Source organism: Vibrio sp. L85 (genome assembly GCF_963871815.1).
Lineage (GTDB): Bacteria > Pseudomonadota > Gammaproteobacteria > Enterobacterales > Vibrionaceae > Vibrio > Vibrio harveyi.
This window is the reverse complement of sequence record NZ_CAWMYL010000020.1, coordinates 298473-320441: the sequence shown is the minus strand read 5'-3', so window position 1 is coordinate 320441 and position 21969 is coordinate 298473. Positions and strand designations below refer to the sequence as shown.

The following is a 21969-nucleotide window of genomic DNA, read 5'->3' as shown; positions in this document are numbered from 1 at the left end:
TAGCACAAATTTCCATTGACAAAAATAACACTAAATAACAATAGTAATGATAGTAATTACCATTTGTATAAACTAAGATACCGCACGTTGTTATTGCCTATTATGGATTTAAGGTATTGAAGCCAATGTATAAAAAATCAATTTTGTCAGCCTCTATTCTCATTGCCCTATCACAAGGCGCATACGCAGAAGAAAGCTCAACTTTCAATGAAGTTGTCGTCTCTGCAACTCGTACCGAACAAAACGTTAATGATGTTTCAGCTTCAGTTGAGACCGTATCGTCAAAAGATATTGACCGCACACTTTCAAAGAACCTTTATGATGCCGTTCAATATACCCCTGGCGTGGAAGCAACGACTTCCGGTCGTTTTGGCATTTCGGGCTTTAACATTCGCGGCATGGAAGGCGACCGCGTGAAAGTTGTGATTGATGGCGTTCAGCAAGCTACTCCTTTCAATCCAGGTGGCGGTGCGGTTCAAGCAATTTATCCGAACGCGATTGAACTCGACACACTGACCAGTATAGAGATTAACAAGGGTCCATCCTCTACCCTATATGGCTCTGATGCAATGGGTGGCGTTGTTGTACTTAAGACAAAAGATCCTTCAGACGTTCTAAAAACTGACGGTGACGAGACTCGTTTTGGCATTAAATCGAGCTACTTCTCTGCAGACGAACAATTCAAGAACACGTTAACTTGGGCAATGCGCCGTGGCAAGTTTGAAACACTATTGATGGGAACTTACTCTACCGGCAGCGAGCTTGAAACCTACGGTGATGGTTCCGACATTGATGGTTCTGCACGCGGTCTTGAGAACCCAGCAGACAAAGATCTAAATAACATTTTGGCAAAAGCTTATTACAACATTAACGATGTCAACAAACTTGGCTTTGTCTTCGAGCGCTATAACTACAACTACGATGAAAACGATCGTCGTGGCAACTACACACTTAATTTTGGTCCAAGACCTGGCGTTACTTATGCTAACGCAAAAGCTAGTGATGAAATGACACGTACGCGTTATGGCATAAACTACGAACTCACTAAAGCAAATGCAGCTTTCGACTCAATGAAATTAGACCTTAACTATCAGGTCACAGAGAGCGAAAACTCTAACTTCGCTAATGTCACTGACCATTTAGGTTACATTGGCTATAACGGGGATCGCACTCGCCTACGTCAAGCTGAAGACGAGTCACTTCAGTTTGATGCTCAGTTCGACAAGGTAATCACAACCGGAAATGCAATTCACGAACTGACCTACGGTCTAAATTCTGTGGTGACAGATTTTAGTCTAACGAATGTGGATATTTACCACGACAATGGCACTAGTAAACCTGGCTCAACGACAATCCCTGATGCCACCGTCACCGAATGGGGTATTTTCCTTCAAGACAATGCATTCTTACTTAACGATACATTAGTACTAAATGCGGGCATCCGTTACGATTCATTTGAAGCGGATCCAACATCTGACGCAGGCTTTACTACCGAACGAGGTAAGAACAGTAATGACGCATTTACTGGGAAACTGGGCGCGGTTTACCACCTTAACGACAAACTAAGTACTTTTGCCCAAATCAGTCAGGGCTTTAAGGCACCTACAGTTGAGCAGCTTTACTATGAATACGACACTGGTGCTGAATTCGTTCCTAACCCAGATTTAGAAGCTGAGAAAAGCCTTTCTTACGAAATTGGCTTCCGTGGTCAAAACAACTTTGCGCAGTTTGAACTTACAGGCTTTATCACTCAGTACAAAGACTTTATCGACTCAGAAGAACTACCAAAAATCGATCCAAATAAAGACCGATTCACGATCGTAAACCGAGATGAAGTCGACATTTCTGGTGTTGAATTTAGCTCTACACTTTTGCTAGATGAAGCTTTTGACGCCCCTAAAGGTATGTACACGAGAGTATCTGTGACATACCTAGATGGTGAAGATAAAACAACAGGTAAAGCACTAGATAGTGTCGCTCCTTTGTCTTCTGTACTTGGTTTAGGTTACGACAACGTCGAGCATCATTTTGGTGGTCTTGCGTCTCTTAAGCTTGCAGCTAAGAAAGACGACTGGTCTAGTGATGACCAAATTGATTCGGCAGGTTACGGTGTAATGGACTTAACCGCATATTACATGCCTATCAAAGACCTAACGCTGACAGCAGGCTTGTTCAATGCATTTGATAAGAAATACTGGACATACCAAGATGTTCGCGGTCTCGAAAGTACGGACAACAAAGACTTCCATAGCTTACCGGGTCGTAACTGGGCAATTTCTGTAGATTACCAGTTCTAAGTGACATCAATTTATAAAACTGTTCGTAAAGCACCCGCTTAGTTGGGTGCTTTTTTGTTTTTCCACTTTCAAACAAAGCTAACTATCTGCAGCGACATTGCGAAAATGATTGATAAATGAGTCATAAACGAAGAACTTGCGCTACAAAAACAAAAAAGCCAGCAATATGCTGACTTTTTTACGCGTTTTCATTTCAAAAATGTTAAGAAAAGAATGAAAAATGAAAACTTACTGCTTTGCCATCTCTTTTTTCACCATGATTGCTGCTGCCACGATGAAAGCGATGATTAGACCAAGTTCCATGAACTACCCCGATAGTCTTAAGAAAATTTACGACCTAAATTAAGAGTCGGACATAGTTTAGCAGTTCTATTTATCTAAGCTACCTTTTAACCAGTAATTTACGAATTTTTCCGATTTAGATCAAAAAAGGCGCAGAAGTGCGCCTTTTTGTTATTAATATGTAAAACTTGATTTTTTAAGCGTCAGGGTAACCTTGAGGGTTATTTGACTGCCAACGCCAAGTATCACCTGTCATTTCTTCTAACGTGCGCTCAGCCTTCCAACCAAGTTCGTTTGCAGCTTTTGAAGGGTCAGCCCAACATTCCGCGATATCACCAGGGCGGCGATCAACTAACTTAAACGGCACTTCTTTGCCTGATGCGTTTTCAAATGCTTTAACCATTTCAAGAACGCTATAACCATTACCGGTACCAAGGTTGTAAATATGCAGGCCAGCTTTATTGCCAACTTTTTCAAGAGCGGCTACATGACCATCAGATAGGTCCATTACATGGATGTAGTCACGCACACCAGTACCGTCTTTTGTTGGGTAGTCACTACCAAACACAGATAAAAACTCACGACGACCTACTGCGACTTGCGAGACAAAAGGCATTAGGTTGTTTGGGATGCCTTGAGGATCTTCACCTAGCTCACCCGTTGGATGAGAACCAACAGGGTTGAAGTAGCGGAGAAGCGTAATACTCCAATCTGGGTTCGCTTTTTGGAAGTCTGTTAGACACTCTTCAACCATTAACTTACTGCGACCGTAAGGGTTAGTTGCGCTAGTTGGGAAGTCTTCAGTGATAGGCACAGATGCAGGATCACCATATACTGTCGCTGAAGAACTAAATACGATGGATTTAACTCCTGCTTCACGCATAGCATCAACAAGCACTAGCGTACCGTTAACGTTGTTATCGTAGTACTCAAGCGGTTTTTCTACCGACTCGCCCACTGCTTTTAAACCGGCGAAGTGAATAACAGCTTCAATGTTGTGCGCTCTCATTGCTTCAACAAGCGCGGCTTTGTCGCGGATGTCCGCTTCAATAAACTCAGGTCTTGCACCACAAACCTTTTCAATGCGATCAAGCACCGTAGGTTTGCTGTTGTATAGGTTATCAAGGATCACTGGCGTCATACCAGCTTCGATCATTTGAATACAAGTGTGGCTGCCAATGTAGCCCATACCACCCGTAACAAGTACTTTCATGTTATATATCCTTCTGACGCGAATCGGGCTAGTCTAAAGGTTTTTAGCCCACAGTTAAACAGTCTCTGGGGATTCGCAACCCATTAAAATTGCTTGACCTTTACCTGCTTTCTTAGCTTGGTACATTGCTGTATCGGCACTCTTAAGAATACGCGTCGCGTCACGCTCGTTAACGCCAACCAGTTTCACACCAATGCTCACGCCAACTTTAAGCAGGGAGCCTCGGTATTCAATTGGAGAGCAAACCGTTTCAAGTAACTGTTCTGCAATCCTTGTTACGACCTTCTGATTTGCTGGGTTGACCAACATGACAAATTCATCTCCCGATAAACGAGCAATCAAATCGCTATGTCGAGTTGCCGCAGCCATCCGGTCTGCCACTTGTTTGAGCACTTCGTCACCTGCATCATGACCATAAGTGTCATTGATATTCTTAAAGCCATCTAAATCCAAGTAAAGTACCGCGAATTCGTCGCGCAAATAGCCTGATCTTTGTACCAATTCTTCGAGCTCTAGGTGGAACTTAGAACGATTTGCCAACCCGGTTAAGGCGTCGTGATGTGCAAGATACTCCAAACGCTCCATCTCTTTTGCACTTGATAGGTCGGTTAGAATGATGACCATGTCATAAGTGTTTTGGTCATCGCTCTTGTTAATGCAATTAACCTTTGCAAACATTGGAACGAGTTGACCTAGATGGTTCTTCTCAATCACTTCTCCTTGCCACATACCATAGTTTTCAATAGATTCTTGAATGCTCGGCATCATAGCTTGTAGCTTTCTCCAGCGAATTGATTTGATGAACGGCTTACCCACTAATTGGTCAGCTTCTACACCGACGAGCTTCGTCACTGCTGGATTAACCATGGTAATAATGCCTTGGTGGTTAAGCACCACTAAACCATCTTGACTGCTTTCAAATACACGACCCGCTACTCTTTGGCGATTCATCGCTTCTTCAATCTCTGTGATGTCCTGAATTACGAAAAGCATATAGCCGTTTTTCGCTAAGCGTCGACTGGTTAAACTTAGCTGTTGCTTCCCTTCACCACTTTCCAGGTGGATATCATCACATTCAAGCCCTCGGCTTAGTATTTGTCCAAGCTCGTTTGGCGTCTTGGTCTGGATTAGATCGCAAATGTTTGCCGTTTCTATCCCTTGGTAAGTATGTTCAAAAATACGTTGCGTAGCAGTATTACAATGAATCACTCTCCCTAAGTTGTCCGTGACTATTAACGAATCCTGAATAGAATCAATCACTTCTTCGGCGAACACCTTACGGCGCTCTAGCACTTCCAAGCTATGTTTGCGCTGCTTTTCAAGTCGCTGCTGTTTTTCAACCATAAAGTTGAAAGAAGCGACCAATGCACCGACCTCGTCTTTTGATTTATGGTGAATCCTTCCACTAAGGTGATGCCCGTTAGCTAAATCTTGCAACGCTCGATTGACTTCCTCTATGGGACGAAGAACTCGTCGTTCAACCCCAAAGTAGAACATAACTCCACCAGCTAAAAGAATGACTAAGAACAGCCCACCGTCTTGTAGCAATGCATCTCGTACTTCGAACAATGGAATTCGTGACAACGTCACCCTAATCGATCCGATGACTTGTCCTTCGTGAATAATAGGCTCAAAAACGTACAGAAAGTGTGCAGATAGTGCGTATCCTACTTCATGCAGACGACTTCGCTCTTTAACTGTCGGCGAAGGTGCAGCAAAGCCATCCAAAGCAAATACAGCAAATGGATTATTGTCTTTGTCGTAAAGCTTTACGCGTGATACGTTTGGCTTCTTAAGCAGATCAGCCAAAATGGTTTGCGCTTTTGGCTTGTTCTTTGTTGCAAGCGCATCTTTAATTGAGTGAGAAGCATCATTGATCAGAACTTTGGTCTGTTCGACCAGTTCATGTTTGGCGGACTGATAAGTGTTATATGACGTGTAACTTTGAGATGTAACAAAGATGACCGTGATGAAAGCGAGAATCGGCCATATTAGCTTTGCTCGTAATGACATATATATTCCTGTCGCAGAAAGCAATCAAAATAACGAAAGGATTGCTATGCAAACTATCACACAAAAAAGAAGAGCCAAGACTAACACGACAAATCTTGAAATGAAGCCGTAAATCTCAATTATTAGACTGATTAGTCATGATTTTCTTAAAATTTCGGATCATTTCAAAGAACACGACGATCTTTTCACCACTTCATTTGATAATCTTCTTCTTGAAGAATGAAGTTAGTCACTGAACTTAAACGTAATTTCCTGCATTTTTAGAGCATACTTTGGACTTTTATAAACGTATGACATTGAATAACCAACAACTGACACTGAATTGCGACATGGGCGAAAGCTTTGGCGCGTGGAAAATGGGTGCCGATGAGAGTGTAATGCCTCACATTGACATGGCGAATATCGCTTGTGGATTTCACGCATCTGATCCTAATGTCATGCACGATACGATTACTCTCGCTAACCAACACGACGTTGAAATTGGTGCTCATCCTGGTTATCCCGACCTACAAGGCTTTGGTCGTCGGAGCCTAAAAATGACCAATGATGAAATTACCAACATGGTGATTTATCAAGTTGGCGCGTTACAAGCTTTGTGCAAAGCGCAGTATACCGACATAGGATTTATCAAACCCCATGGTGCGCTTTATAACGATATGATGCAAAGCGATGGCGTTTTTCTCGCCATAGTGAAAGCAGCGGCACTTTTTAAAGTTCCACTAATGATCCTCGCCTCTCAAGAAAATGAAAAGTATCTCGAAATAGCAGATGATTTTGATGTACCTCTGTTATTTGAAGCCTTTGCGGACCGTCTGTATCAAGATGATGGAATGCTCACACCCAGAACACAACCTAATGCGGTCTTAAACAGCGAACACGCTATATTAGAACAAGTCAAAATGCTTGCTGAATCAGGAAGAGTCAAAACGGCATCGGGTCAATATATTTTGTTAGAAGCTGACACAATTTGTGTCCACGGAGATAATGACGAATCCATCGCATTGATTAAAAAGATTCGCCAAAGTCTCTACACCGGAGGAAATTAATGAATCAAGGGCAGTTTTCAATCTCTCCTATCTCTGAATGCAGTATTCTGATTCGCTTTCATGAAGCGGTGACCGTCGAACACATTGGTGAGTTAGCACATCAGATTGCTGATAAACTTAACCTCATTATCATGAATGTTGTTCCGTCATACCGAACTATTTTGATCGATTACCTGCCCTTTAGAATTAACGAATCCATCATCCTCAAAGAATTGAACCAACTCGTTACTCGTTTTGATGTCCGCTCGATGGATAATAAGCAACCTAACTACATTTCCATTCCGGTTTACTACTCAGAAGAGACCGCGCTCGATTTAGAACGATTCAACGATGCTGGTTTGCCGTTGGCTGAATTGATCGAGCTGCATACCAAAACGGTTTACACGGTATCAGCAATCGGCTTTGCGCCAGGGTTCGCGTTTCTTTCAGACTTACCAAAGGCATTACACATGCCACGACACAATACCCCCCGCACTCACGTTCCAGCCGGCAGCGTCGCGATAGCGGACAGTAAAACCGCTGTCTACCCTTCAGATAGCCCTGGAGGCTGGAACATCATAGGTCGAACACCCATCTCGTTGTTCACTGATACGCCACCATTTATTCCTTTTGAAGTTGGTGACAAGGTCACTTTTGGTTCAATCACAAGACAGGAGTACATCAATTTAGGGGGCAAATTATGAGTTTTTCAGGTTTAATCGTAGAGAAGCCAGGTCCACTCTCATTGATTCAAGATTTCGGTCGTTTTGGGCTCGCTCATATTGGTATTACGCAAGGCGGTCCGGTTGATGATTACGCTTACAGTTGGGCAAATCATCTATTAAAGAATCCTGTAAATTGCTCAGTCATTGAAATTACGCTTGGGAATGCCAGCTTCAAAGCACTAGAAGACTGTCACCTTTCTATTTGTGGGGGCGATTTAAACGCTTCTATTGACGGAATAGCACTCACCAATTGGTCTGACTTTTCGTTAAAAAAAGGACAAACACTTAAGTTTGGAATGCCACGCAATGGTCTTCGAGCTTACTTAGCCGTGAAAGGCGGTTTTAATGTCGAGAAACATTTAGGGAGTTCATCAACAGTATTAAGAGAATCCTTAGGAGGCATCGAACAAAATGGCTTGGCATTGAAAGCTGGAGACATCATAGGTTTCAACCCACACGCACTCCCTAGCCGAAAGTCCAAGCAAATGACTTTTCGTTTTAAGCCTGATTATAACCTTCCTATCAAGCTTCGCGTTATTGAGGGTTATCAATACAACGACTTCTCTCAAGAAGCGATCGACCGTTTCTATTCCACGATATTTGAAATATCGCCAAACTCGAATCGCATGGGTTATCGCCTAGAAGGTGAAACTATCACTCCTCCTTACGATGGCATTTTATCTGAGGGTATTGCGCTTGGGTCTATCCAAATACCAAACGACGGGAAACCAATCATTTTGTTAAATGATCATCAGACTATTGGGGGGTATCCTAAGTTTGGCTGCGTCGCTAGGATTGATTTGCCGCGCTTGGCTCAGGCAAAACCGGGACAATCCGTAAGCTTTATACGAGGAGATAGACAAGGTCTACAAGATGTATGGCGTCAGTGGGCTCAATTTTTTGGTTATTGAGCCCTTCTAGTAGTTTAGTATCAAGCGCGGATATTACATACCGTAGCGCTCTGCTAATGCTTGCGGATAACCACGCTCATAGGTCAGTTTGATCGCACAATCCTCTACTTCTTGATCAGTCCAATGGACAGTCACTGGATGCTGCTGCTCGACGTTATCGCTAGGTTCAATATCAAACCAATATTGCGCCATTTTCTGCGCAGCGAGTAATGTAGACGACGCTTTAACCACTTCGATACGCGCGTAGTTATTTTCTTCAAACGTGACGTCCGCGGCTCGCAGTACTGGATCTGTCCCTGGGATCTGCTGAGCACCAAATAACGCCTTACCACCTCTTACTGCCGTGTGATAATCTGGAATGAACTGAGCCATGTGTGCTATCGCATTGTCGGTACGTTCATCAAGTATCTCTTGACGCCAACCATGACGTATTTTCGACAACAAACTTGTCGGTAGTTCTGGCTGCGCAGAAGCCTGTGAACTTTCGACTAAGCCATCGTCAAACAACGTAATACCTTTGGTCATCCCATGTAGTTGAAAATAACCATCGCCATAAGGTGTTAATTGAGCCATGCCCTTATCAGTACCACGAGGACCATGGAAAATAACCTCTGGCCATTGTTGAGTACATTCGTTCCAACGAGTGACGTATGCTGCCTTAAACTCAACAAGACGTTCACGCCGGACACCTACCTTGTCGTCCACGACTCCGGTTTCAAAACCGCACGCATTCACTAAGAAGTCGCAGTTTAACGCATGTTCAGAACCATCTTTTGTATAAGCCAAAGTCCAAGCAGAACCATTCCAATGAGACTCCACCAATTCCGCTTGTGTAATTACATCGACGTTTGGCATCTGCTCTAAAGTCATGTTCGCGATTGCAGCAAGACGGAATACGCTCCAACCATACTCTTGAACCGCCACAACCGGGTATTTAAGCTCATCTAGATCGGCATGCTGAGCAAATGGGATGCACCATTCATCAATGCTTTGAGGCTGTTCTGGTTGAGTTTGGCTCGCAAGTTGTAGTAACGCTTCCTTCGAGTAGAGTTTGTAGTACTCATCAGGTTCACCTAGAACTTGGTTTCGAGCGTCTTGGGCAACCAGCGTTTGGTAAGCACGTTTAATCACTTCCAGTCGTGGTAACAAAGTTTCTGGATCACCACCGTCTGAATACGGAACAGCAATAATAGTCGGACGAATATTCAGTGAACGGGGATACAAGCGAATTGTCTCAATAGACTGGGTTAGAAGATCTAAACATTGTTGTTCAGAAATCTCTCGATACAGGTTGCCGCCAGCATGCAAATGGCATATTGGGGGACCATTCACCAACGATCCCCCTTTTTCGATTACGGACACTTTAAAACCTAACTCGGCAAAGTGAATCGCAGCAGTTGAACCTGCTACGCCACCACCAACGATAGCGATGTGTTTATCTTTACGATTTGGAAACTCAGACTTCATTGCTTCACTGAAAATTTTATAAGGAGAAATCTTTACTTAGTGTCGATTCTACTCGGGTTTGAGTATGATTAAAATCACAAAAAGTTCATGGGTTTGCGTTTGTTAACGGTATACGTCAAAAGTTACTTTTGAGAGCAAAAAATTTCCGAAAAAAGTGCTTGACGAGGTTGTTAGGAAAGCGTGTTTTTGACCCTGTGTGAATAATATTTTTACGCTAACACCCATGGCATAAAGCCTGCGGAAACACCCCACTTTACTAACGACTCAGTTATCCCAAAAGTTATCCACCGTTTTTGTGGATAACTAAAATAAAACTGTCATGGAGTGCATCCGCGGTAGTTAAACGGAGGCTAATTAAGTGTTTACTGGCGTTAACAATCTTTTCAAAAGGCTCATTACCACTAAAGCAAGAACAACAAACGTAGCGAAAGGTAAAGCTATCCACAATTCAGGGTGGATCTGCGCATTAAGCTCAAAGCCATATTTCATCACAGCAGCGACACAGACCTCTGCTGCAAACACTGCAACGCCACTCGCCACCATTGCCATAATGCCGTATTCAGCCCATAACGTAGTGTTGATACGCTTCTTACTTGACCCCAATGTTCGATAGAGTCGAATTTCCTGCTGGCGTTGAGACAAACTCAAACGAAGCAATGTAAATATCAGCAAAAGACCAGCCACTACACCAAGCAATGCCAATATGGTGATTGCCGATACAATTTGTTGGATAAGTGTTTGGATTTTGTCACCCATGGTTCGAATATCGAGTACGGAGACCGTCGGATGTGCACGCGACATCGACGTCAACAATGCATTGTTATCATCGTCGATACGATAACTGATCAAATAAGAGCCTGGTAAGCTTGCCATCACGTCAGACGAAAAGATGAAATAGAAGTTAGGCTTCATATCACGCCACTCAACATGTCGAATGCTATCAACAGTGGCATCGAAGTTTTGGCTGTTAATAACAAACCGCAATTTGTCACCAAGTTTGATACCCAGTTCATCTGCAACCTGTGCTTCTACCGATACACTGGCTTTGTTTTTCCACTCACCAGATATGACATCGTTGTACTCAGGAAGTGTCTCCCCCCAAGTGAGGTTAAGTTCACGACTCACGGCATCTGAACCTTGCCCCTCTGATTTAATCTCTTTAACGCTTACATCATTAATTTCTGCTAATCGACCACGAATGATTGGGAAGGCTCGTGACCGCGTCACGTTGTTTTTGTCCAATGTTTCTAGATAACTGTCTAGTTCGTAATCAGCGATATTCAAAGCAAATACGTTAGGTGCGTCCGCAGGAAGTGTTCTCGACCAATCAGCAAGAATATCGCTACGTACTAACCAAATTATCGAAAGTAACATCAGAGAAAGCGATAAAGCGCCAAACTGCAAACCACTGGTAACTGGTGTGCGATTGATTCGACTGAGTGCAAGCTTCATTGCTGGCCGAGTAGAAACTCGAGCAAATAACTTAGTGAGCGCAACGCTCGTTGCCGCAAGCACGGCAAATAACATCGCAATGCCCGCAAGTACAATCCAAACCAGAGTGTTGTTTGCATAAAGGATAAGCAAAGGCACGACGGGCACTAAGATAAGACACATGCGTTTCCAAGAGCGTTTGCCAGAACCTTGTTGAAGAACTTCTAGAGCAGGTGTTTTGATTAATCCGAGTAAGGGAATCCCAAGCGCTGGAACAGTAATAAGAACCGCTGATACAACTGAAATCAAGATAGGAGTGACGCCGTAACTAGGCAGTGGATTAGGCAACAAATCCCTGAGGGGAATTCGCAATAAATACTCCAAACCACTACCGAATAGCAGACCAACAATACTGGCACTAAGCAGCAAAATAGTGACTTGAATCAAAAGCCACTTTTCAATCCAGCGGCGACTCGCCCCCAAGCTTTTCAACATTGCGATGGTTTGCGTTCGGCTGTTCACGTAGCTTTGGCAAGTCAAAACCAACGTCGTTGCCGCCATGATGATAACAATAGCAACCGTCAAAGACAGGTATTGAGTTGTTCGTTCGAAGACTTCGTTACTTCGACTTGCAGTATCTTGCGTTCTCCAGCGATCACTTGGTGACAATTCAGTACTGTCTTGCAGTTGCGTTAATGTTGCATCGTCGCCTTTTAAAAACAAACGATATTGAACACGGCTCCCCAACTGGATTGCCCCTGTTTTTTCAACGTCGCTTTGATGAATATAGGCTGAAGGCATTTGTTGGAATGGGTTAAAGCTCAAACCTGGTTCCATCAAAACTGCACCTGAAACGATAAAGTCCGCATCGCCAATAGTGACAGCGTCACCCTTTTTAACATCAAGCTGCGCCATGATGCGTTCATCAAGCCATAGCTGGTTTTCTTTGACGTGGCCGGCTGAGTTATTGTCCAAGACTAATTCACCCATCAGAGGGTACTGCTCATCAACGGCACGAACAGAGATAAGCTGCATGCCAGTATCACTGAATGCCATGGTAGCGAATCGTGTCATGGTAGAGCGTGGCATCTCGTCGGTAGCAGCCAGCAAAGTATTTGGTATAGGATTAGCAGACACAAAAACAGCATCTGCTGTTAACGCATCTTTACCTTGCTTAACGATCACCTGCTCCATTCTCTCTGCCAGAGCCGAGAGCGCAAAGATACTGGCAATCACGAGAATTAAGGCAACACTGATCGGCCATAAATTTCCTTGACGGATTTCACCGAAACTCCAACGTACTAAGCTTTTGTTTGGCGATTGTTTAGCCTGCTTAGGCATCTGAGTTGAGTCTTGCTCACTTGAAGAGATCACGGACATATCATCTCCTCCTGCAACTCGCCTGCTTCCATTCGATATACACGGTCACAACGACTGGCTAAATGACTGTCGTGAGTAACCAGTATTAACGTTGTGCCATGCTGTTCATTCAAATCAAACAGAAGCTCGATGACTCTTTCGGCGGTTTGATGGTCGAGGTTTCCCGTTGGTTCATCGGCAAACAGCAGTTCTGGCTGAGTCATAAATGCCCGTGCAAGAGCGACACGCTGTTGTTCTCCCCCCGACAATTGACTTGGTAAGTGGTCGAGACGCTTTTCCAGCCCAACCGCTGTCAGCAATGCTTTTGCTCTTGCATCATCTTCAGCTTCACCACGTAGAAGACAAGGTAACGTGACATTTCGTAATGCGCTCAAACTTGGAATTAGAAGAAAGCTTTGAAATACGAAGCCCAACGAGTCCGCACGAATTTTTGCACGAGCTTCATCGTCTAACTTTGAAAGCTCATGCCCTAATAAGGTGATTTCGCCTGAAGTTGGGGTATCTAATCCAGCGAGTAGTGTCATCAATGTAGACTTGCCCGCGCCAGAGGTACCAACAATGGCAATCTTCTCGCCCTTTCTAATGTCAACATTTACATTTTTAAGGATTGTTAAATGTTCTTGATTAGTAGAGACTTGTTTAGAAACTAAATTAGCTTGAACAATGGGTGCTTTAAGTACAGGTGTTTGCATGATTCGTATACTTTCCTTAGTTCTTTTTTTCTGTCTTTCCGCTTCTGCGCAGGCGAACGAAAAGTTGCTTGTTTTGGGTGACAGCCTAAGCGCTGGCTATCAAATGCCAATCGAAGAGAGTTGGCCTAGCTTACTTCCTGATGCGTTACTAGAACATGGTCAAGATGTAAAAGTTGTAAATGGCAGTATCTCAGGGGACACCACAGGTAATGGTCTTGCGCGTTTACCAGCTCTCCTTGAGCAGCACACTCCTGACGTCGTCCTTATTGAACTCGGTGCCAACGATGGTCTTCGTGGGTTCCCACCTAAACTTATTACGTCGAACTTATCGAAAATGATTACCATGATCAAAGATTCTGGTGCGGATGTTGTGATGATGCAAATCCGTGTGCCACCAAACTACGGTAAGCGCTATAGCGATATGTTCTACGATATTTACCCTAAGCTTGCTGAACACCAAAAAGTTGCTCTGATACCCTTCTTCTTAGAGCACGTCATCATTAAACCTGAATGGATGATGGATGATGGTCTGCACCCAAAACCAGAAGCTCAGCCTTTTATCGCAGACTTCGTTGCGCAAGAATTGGTTAAACATCTCTAATTTTGATGGTCTAGCTCAATAAGTTTTACCAAACTTTACGTTACTCTACTCGGCATCTTATTCACCAAGGTTAGATAATAACAATGCAAATAGAACCGTTAATTCAAGGTGTTGTGGCTCGAACGGCACATCCGTATGGGTGCCGCGCTTCCATCAAAGAGCAAATTAATTACGTAAAACAAGCTCCGCAGATCCAAAATGGTCCCAAACGGGTTTTGATCATCGGTGCGTCTTCCGGCTTCGGATTGGCTGCTCGCATCGCCCTCACCTTTGGCGGCGCTGAGGCCGACACGATCGGCGTTTCATTCGAGCGTGGACCATCTGATAAGGGCGTTGGTAGTGCTGGTTGGTACAACAACATTTACTTTAAAGAAGAAGCGACTCATCACGGTCGAACAGCAGTAAACATCGTGGGCGATGCTTTTTCTGATTCTGTGCGCAACCAAGTAATCGAAGCTATCGAAACTCACTTTGAAGGTGAAGTAGATTTAGTCATTTACAGCTTGGCGACTGGTGTTCGTCCGAAGGCAGAATCTGACGAGTTTTGGCGCAGTGTCATCAAACCTATTGGTGAATCTGTCACTGGTGCATCGATTATGCTGGAAAACGATCAGTGGATAGACTCCACTCTTGCTCCAGCATCAGAGGAAGAAGCTGAAGCAACAATTAAGGTGATGGGCGGAGAAGATTGGGAAAGCTGGATCGATACGCTGATCAACTCTGAATCGGTGGCAAAAGGCTGCAAAACGATCGCCTTCTCTTACATGGGACCCGAAGTCACACACCCAATTTATCTTGATGGCACGCTAGGTCGTGCAAAAGTCGATTTACACCAAACCAGTCATGCATTGAACATAAAGATGGCAAACTTTGGTGGTGGTGCTTACGCGACCGTGTGTAAAGCGCTTGTCACAAAAGCGAGTGTGTTTATTCCTGCTCTCAGTCCTTACCTACTCGCTCTGTATCGTGTGATGAAGGAAAAAGGTACCCACGAACGTTGTATCGAGCAAATGCAACGTCTGTTCACGACGAAGTTGTACGACCAAGAAAAAGTACCTGTCGATGGTGAACGTTTGATTCGAATCGATGATCTGGAGTTAGATCCTCAAGTTCAGAAAGAAGTCAGTGAACTTCTTTCACAAATGAACGCAGATAACTTCAAACAAGTGGGTGACTATGCTGGATTCAAAGACGAATTTATGAAGCTAAATGGTTTCAACTTTGAAGGCGTCGATTACTCTCAAGATATATCGATGAAAGCACTCAAGGCGCTCAAGCCATAAGCTTGCACTTGGATTCTAGCGTCTCACTACTGAGATAGTGCCAAGTATTTCAAAGTCCTGAAAGGTTTTCAGGACTTTTTTTTGTTTCGGGTTCTGCCGCCCCTATACTTAAACTAAACGAATGGTTAAATAACTACTCAACAACAAGAATAAGCTCACATAAAAATTACAACGACTTTCATTCACAGGACGTGAACTTACGGGAAAGGATTATCTTTATGGGCACATTGCAAACCTTGGATTATGAGATCCCCGATTCGATGCGGAGAAGTTGGCAAAACATCGTCAACTTGTTAGCCCGCATTGCGGATGTTCCCACTACGCTTATCATGCGTGTGCATCCAGAGCATATCGAAGTCAATACCTCTAGCGAAACGGAAAATAACCCCTATAAAGTGGGTGACAAAGAAGCCCTTGGACATGGTCTGTATTGTGAACATGTCATTCAACACAAGCGCGAACTCCTGGTCTCGAATGCACTCAAAGACCAGGAGTGGAAAGACAACCCGGATATCAAACTTGGTATGATCTCCTATTGTGGTCTGCCCTTGTACTGGCCGAACGGTGAAACCTTCGGTACCATCTGTATGCTAGATACTAAAGAGAACCAATACAGCGACACCTACCGTGAGTTATTAAGTTCTTTCAAAGAATCTATCGAGGCACAACTTGCGGTTGTATTCCAGCAACACAAATTAGTAAGGCTAAATAGCGAACTAAAAAACAGAGTCGAAACGCGCACTACCGACCTTGCGCAACTCAGTTATTCATTGACGAAAGAGATCGACAGACGCAAAGCTGCCGAGAAACAAGTCAACTATCAGCAAACTCATGACCAAGGCACTGGTTTTCTTAACCGCGCTGCTTTAGAAGAACAACTAGACGAAGTCATTGAGTCCATCAACCATGACGATCAATCTTTGGTCGTGATTAACATTGGATTCAGTAACGCCCGTAGCATCCAAACCAAATACGGATTCGAAGCTTTCGACGAAGTATTGAAGGAGTTTCGCTTTCGTCTTGGTCACAGTGAATCCAGTTATTTTGTCACAGGGCGACCAAGCTCCAACGATCTTGTGCTCATTGTTTCAGGCGAAGATATCGAGCCGAAAGTCCAACATTTACTCGACGAAATTACTCATGTGAGCGTTGGCAATTTTTATATCGATGACAATGAAGTGCATCTTCATTCCTACATTGGTGTCGTCCAAGCTCACCGAAACAGCCATGCCAAGCAACTGCTGCAAAATGCTTGCTATGCAATGTTGTTGTGCAAAGAGTCTGGCGAGTCATACAATTATTTCTGCGAAAGTCATACGCAAGATCTCAACAACCACAATCAACTAGAAAGCTACCTTCTACAGGCAGTTCGTAATGATGACCTGATGTTGTACTTCCAACCTAAGGTGCTTCCCCACACACACAAATGGATAGGTGCAGAAGCGCTGTTACGTTGGCGTCATCCTGTCTTAGGTGATGTCTCAAATGAAGCGCTAATTCATATGGCAGAGCAAAACGGCTTGATCTTTGAGGTGGGTTCATTCGTTTTACGCACAGCCATAGACAAAGCCAAGCAATGGTCTGAGTTAGTGGATAACTTCAAAATTGCCGTTAATGTTTCGCCTATACAATTACAAAACGTTAACTTTGCCGAACAGATAGAACATCTACTTGAAACCTTCCATCTACCAGCACACTTCCTTGAGCTAGAAGTGACTGAGAGCGCTTTAATCGCAGATGAAGTCGTTGCACGTAACACGTTGAATAAACTACACAAGCTTGGAGTTACACTGTCACTAGATGACTTTGGGACGGGCTATGCCTCTTTCAGTTACTTGAAGAAATACCCTTTTGATGCGATTAAAATTGATAAAAGCTTTGTTCAGCAGATGGAAAAATCTGACGATGACAGAGCCATCATTTGTTCCATTATCCATATTGCTAAAAAGCTTGATCTCCAAGTTGTCATTGAAGGTATTGAATCCAGCCAACAAGAGCAGTTTCTAATTGGTGAAGGCTGCGATATCGGACAAGGTTTTTTGTATGGTAAGCCAATGCCTTGTAATGAATTCGAACAAAGTTTGTTTAATCAAAACCTATTAGGTGGTCAATACACCTATTCTTCCTAAGCATTTCCTTTACTCTGTTGGCGGTGGTTTCTATAATCGCCGCCCGCTTCCAATAAAAAGGCCATTATCTTCATGGATCAGTTGACTGCCACGCTTAAGAAAATCGAAAAGCAGAACTACCGCGCATACCAACAAATCAAAGGTCAATACGACTTCGGTGATTTCGACTTGTACATCGACTACGTACAAGGTGACCCGTACGCATCTGCTTCTCGCCTACGTGCAACTCGCGCGTGGTCTTTGACCGGTCTCGAATGGCTAAAAGATGAATCTCCAGCATTCCAGCGTGCAGCTCGTGACTTCATTGCGCGTAGCTTTGATGAGTTTGCAAAGCAAGAGAATACCGTAGCTATCTCACTTAGCGGTCAAACCGTTTTGGACAATACGGCAGTACTTTTCACTGAAGAAGGTATTGAGCTTCGCTTCCGTGTTAACCTGCCAGCTGAAGGTCGCTCTGTTCTTGGCAAAAAAGCGAATAACATTCTGACTTTCTACTTGCCGAAGTTTATTCGTCGCGCAACATTAGAGCGCGAGCTGAACAAAGACGCATTGATTGAGCACTGTAAAGTGGTTGAAGACCAAGCGTCTCTGCGCGAGCAACTTGAAGCAAACAATCTAGTCGCTTTTGTGGCGAATGGCAGCATCCTTCCGCGTATTGCAGGTAACTGTGACTTGCCGATGAAAGACGCGGTTGAATTTAAAGCGCCAGAGTCACTTCAAGTAACTTTGCATGCGCCAAACAAAGGTTACGTAACAGGTTTGGGTATTCCAAAAGGCATCACATTGATTGTTGGTGGTGGCTTCCATGGTAAATCAACGTTGCTAAATGCAATTGAACGCTCTATTTACGATCACATCCCTGGTGATGGTCGCGAATACATCGTCACTGATGCGAACGCGATGAAGATTCGTGCAGAAGATGGTCGCTGCGTTCATCACTTGAATTTATCTAACTACATCAACCATTTACCAATGGGTAAAGATACGGCAGATTTCTCTACGCAAGACGCTTCTGGTTCAACCTCTCAGGCTGCTTGGTTGCAAGAATCTATCGAGGCCGGCGCTAGCTCATTGCTTATTGATGAAGATACGTCAGCAACTAACTTTATGATTCGTGATGAACGTATGCAGGCATTGGTTGCCAAAGGCGACGAGCCTATCACGCCTTTGGTAGATCGCATCGGACAATTGCGTGATGAGCTTGAAATCTCGACCATCATCGTTATGGGTGGCTCAGGTGACTACCTAGACGTTGCAGATACCGTTATCCAAATGCACGATTACCAAGCAGTTGATGTAACAGAAAAAGCAAAGCAAGTTATTGCACAGCATCCGACTCAGCGTCACAACGAGTCAGAAGAAAACCTGCAAACATTCCGCCCTCGTGCGTTAAACCGTATAGCGCTAATGAACATCCTGACAGACGGCAAGTTCCGTGTGAATGCAAAAGGCAAAGATTCTCTTCGCTTCGGTAAAGAATTCGCAGATCTAAGTGCTCTTGAGCAACTTGAGTCAGCGGATGAAGTAAACACGATTGGTTGGTTGTGGTTCCAAATTGCTCAGCTTCCGGGTTGGTGTAACCACCCTGCAAAAGAAATCGAAGACATGCTTACTGGTGAATGGTACGCGACCTTGCCTAAACAAGGCGACTTAGCGAAACCTCGTACATTGGACGTAATGGCAGCGCTGAACCGTATGCGTAAGTCTCAGTTCAAACCTTCTCGTTAATACCCAACGATCAGCTAACAAAAGGCAGCGATAAACGCTGCCTTTTTAATCTTGTACGAATCATGACGCCCAATACGTGACAATGTAACTTAAAATGAATTCATTATCCGTTTCGAAGTACGTTCCAAGCATTGCATAGCACTCTAAACCTATCTGCATTACCGTTCTCTCGGTCTGGGTGCCAACGTAATGCCAGCTTACGCCATTGTCGGCGAATCTCAGTTCGGGTTGCGTCTGCATCTAGCTCAAACAAATGTAGTGCTTTACTTCGGTCTAGGTCATCAGAGACATTTCCCCCGATGTAACGTTGATATCGACTCCAGAAGTCATTAAGTAGTCGGCGCACCTCGCCTTCGTCCGCTTCGTAGTTCTTCCAATCAAGGTAATACTCTCTTAGAGGATCATTGGTATCAACGCTGTGGCGAGAGGCTTCTGTTGCGGACATAAGCACAATATTCATTGCTTCGACTTGCAACCAACCATCGGGATAAAGCGTTTCTTGCAATTGATAGAGCGCGTTCATTAATAAGAAATTTCGCTTGAAAAGATCTTTATCCGGAGATTCATCTAACTGTTGTATGTAGCCCTTTTGGCTGAGCTCATGAGCTAAAGTATGCACCTTCCAATTTGAAGGCTGCTTTCTGAGGATGTCTAAAATGGGCCACAATAATGGGTTTTCCATGTATTGCTGACTGTTTTGGCAAACATTGAGTTGTTCGTCCATGTATCCCCTAACCGTTTAAGTACCTGTTATATAAAGCTAGTCAATTTGTACCATAAACACAAAAAGGCTGACAGTCATAAACCATCAGCCTTTTGAAGCAAGATCTCGTTAACTTAAATAACGCCTAATTCTCTTAAACGTTCCATCAGGTAGCTGTGCGCAGTGTAACGCTCTGAAAGTACCGTATCTGGTTTCGGGTGCAAGAAAAGCGGAAGCGAAATACGCGACTTTTCTTGGCGACCGCCGGTTGGGTTAATCACGCGGTGCGTTGTTGACGGGAAGTAGCCACCAGACGCCTCTTGCAGCATATCACCGATGTTAATGATCAAGTTACCGAAGTCACATGGCACATCTAACCAGTCACCTTCTTTGCTCATTACTTGCAGACCAGGTTCGTTTGCTGCTGGCAGAACCGTTAGTAAGTTAATGTCTTCGTGCGCGGCAGCACGAATTGCGCCAGGCTCTTCTTCACCCGTCATTGGTGGATAGTGAAGAACACGAAGTAGCGTTTTATCGCTGTTGTTAATCATCTCTGACAGCGCAATTGAGAATTTCTCTTGAACGTCTTTTGGTGCGTATTCTTCTACCCAACCAAGCAGTTCTTGAGCGAATGCATTAGCGCGCTCGTAGTACTCTAAAATCTCTTCTCTTAACTGTTCTGGCATCTGACCCCAAGGGTACACGTGAAAGTACTCTTTGATGTCTTTGACTGAATGACCTTTCGCAACTTCAGAAACTGATGGTGGAAAATATCCGTCTTGTGTTTCAACATTGAAGTGGAAATCGTTCTTTTGCTCTGAGCAGAAAAACTCGTACCAGTTTTTGTAAATAGATTCGACCAGCTCTTGAGGAATTGGATGGTTCTTAAGAACACCAAAACCCGTTTCGCGCAGTGAGGTGACGAACTGTTGAGCAGCATCGTCAGCAAGATAATCGACAGTTTCCAGTTTCATGACTTTACTTCTTTTTTATTAGACTGAACGGTGAATTCTATGGATGGGTATGTTGTAAATCAAACTTTAATGAAATGTTTACGCGCAAACGTTTTATTGTTGAGCAGTTTGGCAATATATCAACATAAAAAGTAATCATCTCCTTGTTAAATTTATTAATTGCACACCGTTCAATTAAGTGTAATCATAGAGCCAGTATTTAATTGAAGGATCAATTTCTGTATGAAAAGCACTTCTACCCTGTTGGGTTTGACCATTTTCTACGCCATCGTTTTTCTATATTCTGCTCTCGAGCCAAGTTCACGCGCAGTTTGGTTCGCGGAAATCGTACCAGCTATCGGTATTCTTATTGCCATTTGGGCACTGTCTATTCGCTATCAGTTTAGTAACACAGCCTATGTACTGATGTTTATTTGGTTATGCCTTCATACGATCGGCGCAAAATATACCTTCGCAGAAGTCCCATTTGATTGGTTTAATAACTTAATTGGCTCTGAGCGTAATAACTTTGACCGCGTCGCTCACTTTTCTATCGGCTTGTATGCCTATCCTATTGCTGAATATCTAATTAACAAGAAAAGGATCAGTTCCGGATTTGCATCTTGGTTTGCGTTGTTTGCGATTATGTCACTCGCAGCTGGTTACGAAATCATTGAATGGTGGTATGCGGCAATAGCTGGTGGTGATGAGGGTATTGCCTTTCTGGGTTCACAGGGTGATATATGGGATGCCCAGAAAGACATGTTGTGCGACACCATGGGAGCAATTGTGTCGTTACTTTTACTGACAACTCAGCGTCGACTGGCGAAGCCATTCTAAATACGGGTTAAAACCTTCGACAATTGGGACCTGTACGATTTGAGCGACCTCATACTCGTGCAGGTCTTTTATTTTATCTTCTACTAATGCATAGAGATCTTTGCGTGTCTTGATGATCAACAACCATTCATTGTCGCTGCAGACTTCACCTTTCCACACATAATGACTCTCTATTGCCATCGTCTGAATGCAAGCGGCTAACTGCCCTTCCAGTAGCCCTTTGATGATTTCGTCCCGGTTCTTCTCTGTACCAGAAGTACTCAAGACCATACAGTATTCGTGTTGTTCGCTCATAA

Annotated in this window: 17 protein-coding genes; 9 read left to right on the top strand and 8 right to left on the bottom strand. The window is 43.8% G+C overall.

All coding sequences use genetic code 11. The features are described from left to right. The first annotated feature begins 125 nt into the window (after positions 1–125). Positions 126–2297 (top strand): TonB-dependent hemoglobin/transferrin/lactoferrin family receptor, encoded by a 2172-nt coding sequence (locus AACR11_RS04675; protein WP_009696678.1) that lies wholly within the window; start codon positions 126–128, stop codon positions 2295–2297. Positions 2298–2775: 478 nt separating this feature from the next. Here AACR11_RS04675 and galE read toward each other — a convergent pair whose 3' ends face one another. Both galE and AACR11_RS04665 read right to left on the bottom strand, forming a co-directional pair. Beyond that, positions 2776–3792 (bottom strand): UDP-glucose 4-epimerase GalE, encoded by a 1017-nt coding sequence (galE, locus tag AACR11_RS04670; RefSeq protein ID WP_029789345.1) that lies wholly within the window; start codon positions 3790–3792, stop codon positions 2776–2778. A gap of 54 nt (positions 3793–3846) precedes the next feature. Continuing rightward, complete coding sequence (locus AACR11_RS04665; RefSeq protein WP_017819611.1) at positions 3847–5805, bottom strand: diguanylate cyclase domain-containing protein; 1959 nt, start codon at positions 5803–5805, stop codon at positions 3847–3849. 290 nt (positions 5806–6095) lie between these two features. On the opposite strand from AACR11_RS04665, the gene AACR11_RS04660 reads away from it, so the two are divergent. The 3 genes from AACR11_RS04660 to AACR11_RS04650 are packed head-to-tail and all read left to right on the top strand — an operon-like array spanning position 6096 to position 8466. Beyond that, entirely contained in the window at positions 6096–6851 is a 756-nt protein-coding gene (locus tag AACR11_RS04660) for a 5-oxoprolinase subunit PxpA (protein WP_029789346.1), read from the top strand. Further along, positions 6851–7534, top strand: a complete 684-nt coding sequence (locus AACR11_RS04655; protein ID WP_017819609.1) for a 5-oxoprolinase subunit B family protein — start codon at positions 6851–6853, stop codon at positions 7532–7534. Before AACR11_RS04660 ends, AACR11_RS04655 begins: the two co-directional genes overlap by 1 nt. Further along, positions 7531–8466, top strand: coding sequence for a 5-oxoprolinase subunit C family protein (locus AACR11_RS04650; RefSeq protein WP_029789347.1), 936 nt, complete (start codon positions 7531–7533; stop codon positions 8464–8466). The genes AACR11_RS04655 and AACR11_RS04650 overlap by 4 nt, the downstream gene beginning before the upstream one ends. Before the next feature lie 33 nt (positions 8467–8499). On the opposite strand, the gene AACR11_RS04645 is transcribed toward AACR11_RS04650, so the two are convergent. The 3 genes from AACR11_RS04645 to AACR11_RS04635 form a co-directional block, all read right to left on the bottom strand. Continuing rightward, positions 8500–9933: an FAD-dependent oxidoreductase gene (locus AACR11_RS04645; protein WP_029789348.1), complete on the bottom strand. Its 1434-nt coding sequence runs from the start codon at positions 9931–9933 to the stop codon at positions 8500–8502. A 354-nt stretch (positions 9934–10287) separates the two neighbouring features. Continuing rightward, positions 10288–12744 carry an ABC transporter permease gene (locus tag AACR11_RS04640; protein WP_029789349.1) on the bottom strand — a complete coding sequence of 819 codons (2457 nt, stop codon included), beginning with the start codon at positions 12742–12744 and terminating at the stop codon, positions 10288–10290. Beyond that, positions 12735–13436 (bottom strand): ABC transporter ATP-binding protein, encoded by a 702-nt coding sequence (locus AACR11_RS04635; RefSeq protein WP_029789350.1) that lies wholly within the window; start codon positions 13434–13436, stop codon positions 12735–12737. Before AACR11_RS04635 ends, AACR11_RS04640 begins: the two co-directional genes overlap by 10 nt. On the opposite strand from AACR11_RS04635, the gene tesA reads away from it, so the two are divergent. The 4 genes from tesA to AACR11_RS04615 all read left to right on the top strand — a co-directional run bounded on the left by tesA (position 13435) and on the right by AACR11_RS04615 (position 19177). Next, a complete protein-coding gene (gene tesA / locus AACR11_RS04630) occupies positions 13435–14037 on the top strand; it encodes a multifunctional acyl-CoA thioesterase I/protease I/lysophospholipase L1 (protein ID WP_029789351.1) in 603 nt (200 codons plus the stop codon). The two genes, AACR11_RS04635 and tesA, sit on opposite strands and share 2 nt — an antisense overlap. Positions 14038–14120: 83 nt before the next feature. Further along, a complete protein-coding gene (gene fabV, locus AACR11_RS04625; RefSeq protein WP_029789352.1) occupies positions 14121–15320 on the top strand; it encodes an enoyl-ACP reductase FabV in 1200 nt (399 codons plus the stop codon). 218 nt (positions 15321–15538) lie between these two features. Continuing rightward, the gene (locus tag AACR11_RS04620; protein ID WP_017189042.1) at positions 15539–17449 is read left to right on the top strand and encodes a bifunctional diguanylate cyclase/phosphodiesterase; all 1911 of its coding nucleotides are present in this window, start codon (positions 15539–15541) and stop codon (positions 17447–17449) included. Between the two features lie 72 nt (positions 17450–17521). Then, a complete protein-coding gene (locus tag AACR11_RS04615) occupies positions 17522–19177 on the top strand; it encodes an ABC-ATPase domain-containing protein (RefSeq protein WP_029789353.1) in 1656 nt (551 codons plus the stop codon). A gap of 103 nt (positions 19178–19280) precedes the next feature. Here the strand turns inward: AACR11_RS04615 and AACR11_RS04610 are convergent, their stop codons facing one another. Beyond that, positions 19281–19901: a DNA-J related domain-containing protein gene (locus AACR11_RS04610; protein WP_029789354.1), complete on the bottom strand. Its 621-nt coding sequence runs from the start codon at positions 19899–19901 to the stop codon at positions 19281–19283. Between the two features lie 113 nt (positions 19902–20014). Then, positions 20015–20854 carry an isopenicillin N synthase family dioxygenase gene (locus AACR11_RS04605; protein WP_005451765.1) on the bottom strand — a complete coding sequence of 280 codons (840 nt, stop codon included), beginning with the start codon at positions 20852–20854 and terminating at the stop codon, positions 20015–20017. A gap of 222 nt (positions 20855–21076) precedes the next feature. Between AACR11_RS04605 and AACR11_RS04600 the strand changes: the two genes are divergently transcribed. Next, on the top strand, positions 21077–21673 hold the full coding sequence (locus tag AACR11_RS04600; RefSeq protein ID WP_005451764.1) for a DUF2238 domain-containing protein: 597 nt from the start codon (positions 21077–21079) through the stop codon (positions 21671–21673). On the opposite strand, the gene cutA is transcribed toward AACR11_RS04600, so the two are convergent. Continuing rightward, on the bottom strand, positions 21635–21967 hold the full coding sequence (gene cutA, locus AACR11_RS04595; RefSeq protein WP_017189039.1) for a divalent-cation tolerance protein CutA: 333 nt from the start codon (positions 21965–21967) through the stop codon (positions 21635–21637). The genes AACR11_RS04600 and cutA overlap by 39 nt on opposite strands. Positions 21968–21969 lie beyond the last annotated feature (2 nt).